The 13,364-nt window shown below is 35.5% G+C and carries 6 protein-coding genes; 3 read left to right on the forward strand and 3 right to left on the reverse strand.

What is annotated here, in order from left to right; translation table 11 throughout:
- Positions 1-12: 12 nt before the first annotated feature.
- Positions 13-1,812, reverse strand: coding sequence for a T9SS type B sorting domain-containing protein (locus V6246_RS09325; RefSeq protein WP_341560133.1), 1,800 nt, complete (start codon positions 1,810-1,812; stop codon positions 13-15).
- 154 nt (positions 1,813-1,966) lie between these two features.
- On the opposite strand from V6246_RS09325, the gene V6246_RS09330 reads away from it, so the two are divergent.
- The 3 genes from V6246_RS09330 to V6246_RS09340 all read left to right on the forward strand — a co-directional run bounded on the left by V6246_RS09330 (position 1,967) and on the right by V6246_RS09340 (position 11,498).
- Positions 1,967-2,269 (forward strand): antibiotic biosynthesis monooxygenase family protein, encoded by a 303-nt coding sequence (locus tag V6246_RS09330; protein WP_341560134.1) that lies wholly within the window; start codon positions 1,967-1,969, stop codon positions 2,267-2,269.
- Positions 2,270-2,350: 81 nt separating this feature from the next.
- On the forward strand, positions 2,351-4,693 hold the full coding sequence (pbpC, locus tag V6246_RS09335; protein WP_445818993.1) for a penicillin-binding protein 1C: 2,343 nt from the start codon (positions 2,351-2,353) through the stop codon (positions 4,691-4,693).
- 247 nt (positions 4,694-4,940) lie between these two features.
- Positions 4,941-11,498 (forward strand): GEVED domain-containing protein, encoded by a 6,558-nt coding sequence (locus V6246_RS09340; RefSeq protein WP_341560135.1) that lies wholly within the window; start codon positions 4,941-4,943, stop codon positions 11,496-11,498.
- Positions 11,499-11,797: 299 nt separating this feature from the next.
- Here the strand turns inward: V6246_RS09340 and V6246_RS09345 are convergent, their stop codons facing one another.
- A complete protein-coding gene (locus tag V6246_RS09345) occupies positions 11,798-11,920 on the reverse strand; it encodes a hypothetical protein (protein ID WP_262885141.1) in 123 nt (40 codons plus the stop codon).
- Positions 11,921-12,086: 166 nt separating this feature from the next.
- On the reverse strand, positions 12,087-13,358 hold the full coding sequence (serS, locus tag V6246_RS09350) for a serine--tRNA ligase (RefSeq protein ID WP_042496090.1): 1,272 nt from the start codon (positions 13,356-13,358) through the stop codon (positions 12,087-12,089).
- Positions 13,359-13,364 lie beyond the last annotated feature (6 nt).

Below are 13,364 nucleotides of genomic sequence, written 5' to 3' on the forward strand. Positions count from 1 at the left end.
AACTCTTGTTTTTTATCGCTTTAAAGTAAAATGCCCTCTAAATTGTTGCGAATTAATTTCAACAACGTACCAATAGTCGTCTGTTTCAAGAAGCTTCCCTGCAAACAATCCATCCCATGAAAATGCAGCATTTTTAGAAAATTTTAAAAGCTTTCCATATCTATCGAAAATAGAAACTTGCGAGGTTTGGTAAAACTCAATGCCTTTTAAATCAAAATTATCATTTACGCCATCACCGTTTGGCGTGAAAAACTTCGGGATAAAAAAGTGAATAAAGTCTATAGAAACTAACGTATCACAGTTTTGGTGTTTCACATAAATAGTATAACTACCTCCTTCAATATTAGTAAAAATGGGATTTGGTTGAAATATATTTCCGTTAATAGAATACAGAAAATCACCCATATTTTCAGTGGTTATCACAATACTTTTTCCAACAGACTCTACAGATTCAATACGAGGTAAATCTATCCGCGCAAGCGTTATTGTTTTTGTTACTGTACAGGTTTCATTAGTAATATCTACGGTATAAATTCCGGCCTGATCTACCGTTATAAATTCACTTGTAACGCCCGTATTCCATAAAAACGTAGCTGTAGAAATATTCGTATCGGCATGTAATTCTATAGTTTCGGTTTCGCAAAACATCAAGGTTTCATCTTCAAAATCAGGAATTTCAGAAAAAGTGATTTGTACTGCTGTTCGTGTATTAGAGATACAATTTCCTATTTCGGTTTCCGCCTCAGCGTAATATGTTCCGCTGGTTGTAGCATTAAAAGTTCTGCTATCTGCCTGTAATAAAGTTCCGCCAGTAGCCGCAGAATACCAATTTACAATTACACTAGAAGGCACGGTAACACTTAGCGGCGTTGTATCATTTTCGCAAATCATAACGTCGCCATTACTAGTTGGCGCATTAGGTTGCGGAATAATTTGAACTTCAAAAATATCGGAGGTAGAATTACATGAGTCGTTAGCTAAATTAACAGCATCCTCGGCTACTTTAACCCTGTAAAACGTAGTATTAAAAAGTGGTGACGTGGTGTATCTATCTGTATTTTCACCAACAATATCTACCCAATTTGTGCCGTCGTTACTTTCTTGCCATTGATAAAAATGTGAAGAAAAAATAGAAAAATCGGGCGTTACTTTTAACTCGGTCGAGAATGGTGTACTATTTTCACAAACGGCAACATGTGTTTCATTTAAAGCATCTTCTATAATAACAGTGTCTCCACATGTTTTAAAAACAATATCGTCTATGGCTAAATCGTTTCCGCAACCACCAATACCATTGTTCAACATTTTTAAAATAACAGCAGTTTGCCCAGGTTTAGATTGAAATACTAAAGCATATTGTCTCCAATCGGGACTAGATGTTCCAAAAATATCTCCAGTATCTCCACTTGCCAATAATTGGGTGTCGGTGCTATCCCAAATTTCAAACTTTACATTTATAGGTATTCCTGCGCCACAACTATGGTTGGCGGGTAGTAAATTTATCATCCAAGACGAAAACTCATACGTTGTGTTTTCACATAAACCACTAATAGCAGTTCTGTAAAATTCACCAGAAGTGAAATCGGCATTAATTACTAGATTTCGGCCATTAGTATCGCTAGCTGTATGGTCGCTAATATTGTGCCAACCAAACCAATTTGTACTGCTAGATAAAGTATAAGATCCATCGTTTGGTTGCCCGCTAGCAAAAGTATAGCTTGTTGTTCCGGCTGGTAAAGATGCATTAGCTGTGCCGACTCCAAAGGTTTCGGTAAAAATAGGGTCGCCAGAATTACCGCTACAAAATCCCAATTGCGCTTGGGCTTTTACAGCGAGTAAAAAAATAAATAATATTAGAATTTCTTTTTTAATGACTTTACTATTTTTCTTTATGCTTCGTATTTTAAATAATACGAATAGCTATATTAGTAAAAAAAAGCGCTACAATTAACTAAATCTTCCTATAATGAACCATTTACCCTATTATTCGGTTATTTTTACATCAACTTTAAACGAAGATACCGAAGGCTACAATGCTATGGCCGAAAAAATGGAGGCCTTAGCTAAAGAACAAGATGGTTTTTTAGGTATAGAAAGTGCTAGAAACCAAATTGGTATTACCGTAAGTTACTGGAAAAGTTTAGAAGCCATAAAAAATTGGAAAGCCCAAACCGATCATTTAGAGGCTCAACAAAAAGGAAAAAACAATTGGTATAGCTGGTACAATGTAAAAATTTGTAAGGTAGAACGAGAATACAGCTTTCGCTAATTTAGACTAAAATTCATCATAAAATTATGCAAATTTACATCTAAACAAACATGCTTAGAGTATATAATTTAAGTGATGATCATGTTAAACTACATAAAACAACATAAAGTAAAATCGGCAATAGTGGCGCTAATTCTAGTAGCCTACTATTTTTGTTTACCCAACCCACTATTTAAAGACCCTACAGCTACGGTAATTACGAGTTCTAACAACCAATTGCTTGGCGCGCAAATTGCAAAAGACGGACAATGGCGATTTCCGCATAACGATTCTATTCCTAATAAATTTAAAACCTGCATTGTTCAGTTTGAAGACGAATATTTCTATAAACACCCTGGTTTTAATCCTATATCAATTTTTAAAGCTTTAAAAGAAAATTTAAAATCTGGTGGTATAAAACGTGGCGGAAGTACTATTACGCAGCAAGTAATTCGCTTAGCGCGGAAAGGGAAAAGCAGAACCTATTTCGAAAAAGTTATTGAAATTATATTGGCGACACGCCTAGAGTTATCTGTATCTAAAAACACCATTTTAACGCATTACGCAAGTAATGCCCCTTTCGGGGGAAATGTGGTTGGTCTAGATGCGGCATCATGGCGGTATTTTAATCGAAATGCCAACAACCTCTCTTGGGCAGAAAGTGCAACATTAGCCGTTTTACCCAATGCGCCAAGTTTAATTTACCCAGGAAAAAACCAAGAACGTTTATTAAAAAAGCGAAATAGATTATTAAAAAAACTTCTAGAAAACTCGAAAATAGACACACTTACTTACGAGCTTTCTGTTGCCGAAGGTTTACCACAAAAACCCTACCCGTTGCCACAAACCGCACCACACTTATTACAAAAAGTAGCACAAACACAAAGTGGAGCCCGCGTACAAACCACTATTGATATTAAATTACAAAACCGTATAAACTACATTGTAAAGAACCACTATAATAAATTAAGTCAAAACGAAATTTACAATGCAGCCGTTTTAGTTTTAGATGTAAAAACAAGGCAAGTTCTAGCCTATATTGGCAATACACCTACCGATAGAGCGCACCAAAAAGATGTCGACATCATTGATAAACCAAGAAGTACTGGTAGTATTTTAAAACCCTTTCTATACGCTGCCATGTTGGATTCTGGCGATTTACTGCCCAATACCTTAGTGGCCGATGTGCCTACACAATATGGTAGTTATAATCCCGAAAACTACAATAAAACTTATGATGGTGCCGTGCCAGCAAGTCGAGCTTTATCAAGGTCATTAAATGTACCAGCTGTAAGAATGTTGCAAGATTTTGGTTTAGATAGATTTTATCAATATTTAAAATGTCTAAAATTAAAAGATTTAAAATACGATGCTAACCACTATGGTTTATCGCTTATACTTGGTGGTGCAGAAAGTAACCTATGGGATTTATGTAAAAGTTACGCCGCACTATCTTCTACGTTAAATCATTTTTCTGAAAACTCGAGCACTTATTTTTCAAACGAATTTTGCGAACCCACTTTTTTAGCTTCAACTAAAATTAACTTCGGAAAGCAAACCACAGACAAAACGCTATTTGATGCCGCTTCTACCTACCTAACTTACCAAAGCTTGAAAGAAGTTAACCGACCAGAAAGTGACGAAAGTTGGGAGTTTTTTGATGGATCGAAACAAATTGCATGGAAAACAGGTACTAGTTTTGGTTTTCGAGATGCTTGGGCTATTGGCTCTACAAAAGATTACGTTGTAGGCGTTTGGGTTGGTAATGCCGATGGTGAAGGTCGCCCTGGTTTGGTTGGTGTGCAAGCAGCTGCCCCAATAATGTTTGATGTTTTTGAAAGCTTACCTAACAGCGATTGGTTTCCAGAACCTTTTGATGAAATGAAAAAAGTAGCAATCTGTAAACAAAGTGGGCACCGTGCATCGCAATATTGTGATACTGCGGAAGAGAAATACATTCAGTTAGCAGGTTTAAAAACCAAACCTTGTCCATATCATGTTTTAATTCATTTAAATAAAGATGAAACTTATCAGGTAAATTCCTCGTGCGAAGACATTGGTAATATTACTCATAAATCTTGGTTTGTTTTACCGGCGTTAATGAACTATTACTATAAAACTAAAAACCCATTTTACAAACCATTACCTAAATTTAAGCCTGATTGTTTTGGCGAAAATGCCGTTTCTATAGAATTTATTTACCCTAAAGAAAATAATACTATTTTTCTACCTAAAGATTTTGATGGTAAAACCAACGAATTAATCTTAAAAATAGCGCATTCTCGCCCAGAACTAAATATCCATTGGTCTATAGACGAGCTTTTTATAGGCACAACCAAAGATATCCATGAAATGGCCATAATTCCTGAAATTGGCACCCATATTATCACCGTAGTAGACGCCTATGGAAACGAACTAAAGCGCAGCATAACCGTTGGTCTATAACAGTTTACCCCGTTTTTTAATCACTACACCCAATTAATTACCTAGTTAAGTGCGTATCACCTATTCTTGCTTTGATTTTCAATTTATAAAAATTACAGCTCATCGATAATTTATTAATAGCGTAATAAATTGCTGTAAATTAAATAGATAAATCATAAAATATTTTAAAAAAAGTGTTTTGTTATCACTTAAAAAACGACAAACCCTAAAAGAATTAATTGGCGTCCCTCCCCACAAGAACTTATTTATGGAAAAAATATACTCTTACCTACCAGGTGTATTTAAAAATACATTAGCCTCCTTATTGTGTTTATTTGTTTTTAATGCTGTTGATGCGCAGTGCTCTTATGACATTAACAATCTAGGAGGCAACGATCTAGTTGACTGGAACGGACATTACATCTCTAAGGTTACTATTGATGGAGACAACTCTGTTACCGAAATTAACAACCCAAATACTAATACAAGGTATACAGACTACACGTCTATTTCGGCTGATGTTACAGCAGGTAATACGTATAATTTTTCTATACAAGAATCTAACAATCAAGGACAAACATGGGGAGACCTCCAGGTTAGAATTTGGATAGATTACAACAATACAGGCAGTTTTACAGAAATATTTGATAATAGCTACACAGATGATGGTAACCTTACCCGTACTATTTCAGGAAGTTTTACTGTTTCACCCACGGCAATTACATCGACATCTACATTAAGGATTCAATCAGCTTTTTGTTCAAGTTGTGGAAATGCCAACAATGTTGGAGGACTTTTATCAAGCGATGGTTGCGATTTCACAAATACCTATCGTGGTGATGTTGAAGATTATACTTTAAACATTAGTGCACTAGTTATTTTAGACCCTATTGCTGAAGATGATGATTTAAATGTTTTAGTAAATAGTGGCGTAGGTTTAGATAACCAAATTGATGTTAGTACGAATGATAATATAGGGACATCTCACGGAACAGATGGTGATGACTATTCTATTGTAACAGATCCTTTTACAACAGCTAATGGTGGGATGGTTACAGAAGTTACAGATGGTGTGTTTCAATATGTACCTGCACCAGGTTATGTAGGTGCCGATAGTTTTGTTTATACACTTGCCGATAGTAATGGTGATTTTGATACAGCAACAGTAAATATCACTGTAGGCTTTGATACGTGTACACCAACAAGTAGTTCTACGGCTTCTTCTAGAACTGTGTTCTTTTCAAATGTAAATGTACCTGGTGAAAGTTATACTTTAGATAATGGTTCGGGAGATAGTGGAGGCTATAGTGATTTTACAGGTACTGTTCCTGCGGTCGATTTTTATAAGGGAACATCTTACACCGTAACCCTTACAGGCGAATCTGTAATGAACTGGCCAAAAAATCAAGTTAATTTAGCCGTGTTTTTAGATCTAAACCAAGATGGCGATTTTGAAGATGCAGGAGAAATAATGTATATGTCTACAGCTTGGGAAGTAACTCCTTATCCATCAATAAATATAAGCATACCTTCAGTAGCAGCTGTTGGTTTAACAGTTATGCGTGTTGGAATTAGGTTTCAAAGTCAACCAGAAGCTTGTGATAACAATACTTCGATAGCCGCAGAATATGAAGACTACTTAATAGAAATTATTGAACGAGACACACCTACAGCAGCAGATGATGAATTAAATGTAATTACCAACAGTAGCACGGGCACAGCAAACCAAATAGACGTGAGTTTAAATGATAATTTAGGATCAGATGGTGGAGATACAGAAAACTACACTTTAACATCTCCTATTACAACAGCGCAAGGTGGTGTAATTACAGAAGTTTCAGATGGTGTTTTCGAATATATACCTGCAACTGGTTTTATTGGTACAGATAGTTTTACTTATCAAATTTGCGACGTTACACCAGATTGCGATACTGCTACTGTAAATGTAACTGTCAATCACGGAGGTTGCGTACCAACAAGCAACTCACAAGGCATTAGATATATTTCTAATGTATTTTTACCAGGAGAATCTACGACTATCAATAATGGCTCTGGAGACGATGGTGGTTATGGTAATTATACTAATCTTAATCCTGCCGATTTGTTTCTAGGAGGTAGTTATAGTTTAACGGTTTCAATAGGTGGAGGTAATCAATCGGCTGGTTGGGCAGCTTATATCGATTATAATCAAAATGGAAATTTTGACGATCCTGGCGAAAAAATATATGAAACTAATGGCACAGAATCCTACACACCTACTTTTGCGCCTTTAAACTTTACAGTACCCAACTCTGCTTTAACAGGCTCTACCATTATACGTGTAGGTGCTAGAAATTATCATTCCTCAGGTGAAGTTTGTGGAACAACATCTGGAAATCCAGAAGAATTTGAAGATTATGAATTAAATATATCTATAGACCCATCATCAGCACAAGACATTGTTGTTAAAGGTAATACCGTTGAAATACCTGCTGGATCTACAACACCTCTTTTTGGTAATTTTACAGATTTTGGTATTTACGATTTAAATGGAGGAGCTAAAACAAGGGTATATACGATAACGAATAATGGAGGTCAAGCACTTGTTCTAGGGTCTTTAGGTGTTAATCCTATTACGTTTCAATCTGGATCTAGCCCAGATTTTACAATTATATCGCAGCCTAGTGCTCTTACGGTTCTTAACACTGGTGAGTCTACTACATTTTCTATTAGCTTTGACCCTAGCACATTAACTAGTGGCATATCTGCTACTGTCCTTATTAATAGTAACGATGTTATCGATGGAACATACTCTTTTTTAATAGAGGGAGAAGGTCAAGAATTATATCCAGATACCGATGGTGATGGTATTTCTAACAATATCGATATTGATGATGATAATGATGGTATTGCCGATGGTGTTGAGGAAAACACATGTCTAACATACACAAATGCCTCGGTTGTAGAAACAGAGTTTCTATATGAAAGTTTTGGGGCGGGTACACTTAGGCAAGTTATAAATGGTAATTCACCTGGAGCCACAACATCATATTGCTATGAAAATGGACTTGCGGGGCAAGATTCTGACGAATGCGATAGTGAAATTAATATTAATGATGGAGAATATGCAGTTCATTATTCTATTACCGATGCTAATGGCTCTGTAAATATTGGTTCAACTGAACCAGATGTATCTAACTGGGCCGACCGTGTTTGGTATAAAGGAGAAGATCATACACCTGGAGATACTAACGGTAGAATGGCTATTTTTAATGCAGCCGATGATCCAGGGGTTTTTTACGAAACTATAGTATCCGGTATTTTACCTAATGTATCTGTTAATTATACATTTTGGGCGATAAATATTGATAATGCTGATAATACATTCAATTCAAGTGAATTACCAAGGGTAAATCCGAATGTTACAGTTAAATTTTTATCTTCAGATTACAGTACCGAATTTGGTAGTTTTGAAACTGGTGATATCACAAGATGTACAACAGGAAATAACTGTGTAGATTCTGTTTGGATAGAATTTGGAACATCAATTAGTATTAGTGAATCCGAATTTGTAATTCAATTTATTAATAACTCACCAGGTGGCCTAGGAAATGATTTAGCTATAGATGATATTTTAATTACACAAACATTATGTGATTTAGACCATGACGGTGTGCCAGATGTATTAGATTTAGATAATGATAACGATGGCATACCAAACATTATAGAATATGGCGCTGTTGCAGATCCAGATCCGGATTTTGATGCCACTGTTGCAGGCTCAACATGGGTAGATGCTAACAATAACGGTATGCACGATTTTTATGAAACAGCAACGCCTCGTGATTCTGATGGTGATGGCACTCCTGACTATTTAGATTTAGACTCTGATAACGATGCAATTTTTGATGTTGTTGAATATGATGGTAAAGGTGATTTGGACGTAAGTGGAGATGGTGTTTCTGAAGGAACAGACGTTGAAACTGGTATTGCTAATGATGAGTTTGATAGTGACGGACTTTTAGGCCCTATTGATGGTAATGATGATGACGGTGATGGTGATGATTTTGGTTCTCAAGCATATGCTGGACCTTTGGATTCTGATGGAGATGGAATTCCTGATTATTTAGATGTAGACAGTAATGATGCTAGTAACGATACAACCAACGGAAGTGATATAGATACTACTGAAATTTACGCCCATTTAGATGCCGATAACGACGGTGTTATTGATGGCACTACAGATGTAGATAAAGATGGTATTCTTGACGCTTTTGACACAGACACTAGCTATTACGGTTCACCAAGAGGCTTAGATAATAGCTATACACTTTTATTCGATGGTCGAAATGATTATGTAGAAGATACTATAATAATAGATGCCTGGGCAAATGCAACCATTATGGCATGGATTAAAATTGAACCAGGAGCAAGCAACGATCGTGTTGTTGTTGGGCAAAAAAACTTTAATATAATAATTACTAACACTGGTGTTGTAAAAGTTGAAGCGAACGGCAACACTCTAGAAGATACTGTTATTTTACCAGAAGATATTTGGGTACATGTTGGAGCAACTTATAACAGTGGATCAAACGAATTTATACTTTATGTTAATGGCCACAATGTAGCAAACGGAACAGCAACAGGTTCTTTTACTACAGGTACAACTAACTTTACCATAGGAAGAACACCAAATACAGACACCCGCTATTTTGAAGGAGAAATAGATGAAGTGCGTTTATTCAACGAAGCTTTAAGTGAAACTTCATTCCAAAGAATGGTTTATCAAGAATTGAGCGATACTAATTTTAATCAAGGCGCCATAGTTCCTTTAGATATTGATGCTGCAAACACATTTAACACATCTCTAGTTAGGTATTTTAAAATGGATACTTTTAAAGGAGATATTGTAGATGACGCCACAACATTAACTATCGATGTTGGCACAGGAGCAAGGCTATATAACATCAAAAACATTTACTTCCAAACCGCACCATTACCTTATGAGACTAAAGCTGCAGGGCCTTGGAACTCAACAAACACATGGCTACACGGTTATGTTTGGGATATTGACGCTGAAACAACCAATCAAGATTGGTCTATAGTACATGTTAAACACAGTCTAACAACCGCAACTAGACATGCAACAGCTGGTTTAATAGTTGATGCTGGTGTTGAATTATCAATACAAAGTGATGTTGAACTTAACAACTCTTGGTACTTAAACCTAGCTGGACTTATCGATTTAGAAGGTGAATCTCAATTAATTCAAACAGAAGAAAGTGTTTTAGAAGCTGCAGGTTCTATAGAAAGAGACCAACAAGGTACAGAAAACCTATACACTTATAACTATTGGTCTTCCCCAGTACATACCTCAAACCCAAATGCTGATATTGATGGAGATGAAACTTACACTGTTGCAAGTATTTTAAGAGATGGTGAAGATGCGGATAATCCTAGCTCTATTAGTTTTGTAGGTGGTTACGATGGTAATAACACAACCTCTCCAATACAAATAGCAGACTACTGGATTTGGAAATACTCAAATAACCAAAGTGACAACTATAGCTTATGGGAACATGTAGGCAGCACTAACTCTATAAAAGTTGGTGAAGGTTACACCATGAAAGGCCCTGGAACCGGATCTGTTAGTACAGATAAAAACTACGTATTTCAAGGCACTCCAAATAATGGAGAAATACTTCTACCTATTACAGCAGGTAACGATTACCTAATAGGAAATCCATACCCTTCTGCTATTGATGCTGATATATTCATAAATGACAACTTAGATTCATCTGGTGGAGCTTTAAATGGCACTCTTTATTTTTGGGAACATTTTGGAGGTGGTTCGCATATATATAGAGAATATCAAGGTGGCTATGGAACTTATAATCTTTCAGGAGGAGCACCGGCAATTGCGGGGTCTCATACAGCTTCCGATCCCGCTGTTAGCGGTTTAGGAACAGGAACTAAAACACCAACAAAAAACATTCCTGTTGGGCAAGGGTTCTTTGTAACAGCAACATCAAGTACAGATATTAAATTTAACAACAACCAACGTACATTTGCTACAGAAACAAATAGTAGCACCTCTATATTTCTAAGAAGAACAGCCAAAAAAACTACAACAGCTACAACAGACTCGAGCTTAGAAGATTTACGTACCAAATTACGTTTAAACTACAACTCACCTAACGGCTATATACGTCAATTATTAACAACAATAGACGAAAACGCAACTATACAAAACGACAGAGGTTATGATGCGCCTCTAATTGAAGACAATGGAGAAGATATGTTTTGGAATATTGGCGAAAGTAATTTTGTTATTCAAGGTATAGACCTGCCTACTGAAACAACCGCATTACCACTTTCTGTAAAAACACAAACAGCAGGTGAAGTTGTAATTAGTTTAGCAGAATTAAAATACCCTACGGAAGGTTTTGAGTTATACTTAAAAGATAATTTAACACAAACGTATCACGATTTATTAGAAAACTCAAGCTATACTACTTCTGTTGAAGAAGGTATTACTGCTAATAGATTTGAAATTGTATTCGCTAAACCTACAAATACTTTAGGTATTTCAGATAATGAGATTACTCAAGACATTGTTAGTATGTATTACGATGCTTCAGATGCCGCTATACATATTACCAATCCTGATAATTTTTCAATTGAAAACATCACAGGTACTAATATTTTAGGACAAAATGTATTGAACGAACTACTTAATTCTTCTGATAAAAATATAACCTTACCTGCTAATTTAACTTTAGGTGTTTATATTTTTACTATTGAAACAGACCATTCTACAATTACAAAAAAAATGATAATTAAGTAAAATACGCCTAACTAACATTATCTGACCAAGTCTAACATGAAAAAAGTTACTCCCCTTACTTTTGGTATGCTACGGTATGGATTTTTATAATTTATAAAAACGAAATACCCGTTAACCCGAATTTAAGTATACCGCATAAAAATGCCCGAATAAAATTCGGGCATAACCAACCAAAAATAAAGTTCTATATTAACGTTTTGTCAAGTCAAAAACTAGATCATATTTAATTGGGGACAAGTTCAACATGATCTACATGTTGTTTGGGTTGATTAATTTTACGATTTTAAATAGTATAAAATCTACTCGTTTACTATTGCTGCAATTTTATTTTCAGTTTTTACTATTTCAAAATCAGAAAATAAAACCTGACTCGCTACAAAAGCAAGTGCCGCAAGTAATAAAATACGCTTAAAATTTTTCATGGTTGAGTAGGTTTTGGTAGATTGGTTATGCTAAATTCAAAAATAATTTCGAAAAAGCAAAGAAAACCATAGAATATCTACACAAAAACTAACTTTTCATGTATTTCGTCGATAAAACGAATTAAAAAAGTAAGAATTAACTTATTATTTAAAATATAACTCCCTACTAATCAATTATTTTGAAACCTGTGTAAGATTGAAGTACTTCAGGAATTACAATACCTTCTTCTGTTTGGTAATTTTCCAAAATACCAGCAAGAACTCTAGGTAAAGCCAATGAGCTTCCGTTTAAAGTATGGGCAAGTTCATTTTTACCTTCAGCATTTTTAAATCGAAGTTTTAATCGGTTTGCTTGAAACGTTTCAAAATTAGATACAGACGAAATTTCTAACCAACGGTCTTGTGCTGTAGAAAATAATTCGAAATCGAAAGTTAACGCTGAAGTAAAACCTAAATCGCCACCACAAAGTCTTAAAATTCTATAAGGTAATTTTAACTCTTGAAGAATACCTTTAACATGCTCTACCATGCCATCTAACGCCTTATACGAGTTTGATGGATGTTCTACACGTAAAATTTCAACTTTATCAAACTGGTGTAGTCTATTTAAACCACGAACATGAGCGCCATAACTACCAGCTTCACGTCTAAAACATGGTGTATAACCCGTAATACCAATTGGCAATTCACTTTCATCAAGAATGGTATCTCTAAAAATATTAGTTCCTGGCACCTCAGCTGTTGGAATTAAGTATAAGTTATCTTCTCCAACGTGGTACATTTGCCCTTCTTTATCTGGCAATTGGCCAGTTCCAAAACCAGAGGCTTCGTTCACTAAAAGTGGTAATTGATATTCTGTATATCCAGCTGCCGTATTTTTGTCTAAAAAGTAAGCAATTAAAGCACGTTGTAAACGCGCACCTTTACCTTTATATACTGGAAATCCTGCACCTGTAATTTTATTTCCAAGTTCAAAATCTATAATATCATATTTCTTAGCAAGCTCCCAGTGTGGCAATGCACCATCGTGCAATACAGGAATTTCGCCTTCTTTAAAAATCTCTTCGTTATCATCTTCAGTACTTCCTTTAGGCACCGTTTCATTAGGTACATTAGGGATTTTATACAATAATTGAGCTAAAGCTTCTACCGTAGTATTCAACGTATCACTAAATTCTTTTGAAGCCTCTTTTAGTTGGCTCGTTTTTTCTTTTAAAACATTTGCCTTTTGAGCCTGTCCGGATTTATACAAGTTTCCAATTTCTTTAGAAAGGGAATTCGATTCGGCTAGCGTGTTGTCTAATTCCGTCTGGATGCGTTTACGATCTTCATCTAGCGCAATAACGTCGTTAATCATGCTGGTGGCGTCGATGTTTCTTTTTTCCAAACGACTAATAACCAAATCTTTGTTTTCTTTAATAAAAGGTACTTGTAACATGTGCTG

It is taken from the genome of Algibacter sp. TI.3.09 (assembly GCF_038154905.1).
Taxonomy (GTDB): Bacteria; Bacteroidota; Bacteroidia; order Flavobacteriales; family Flavobacteriaceae; genus Algibacter.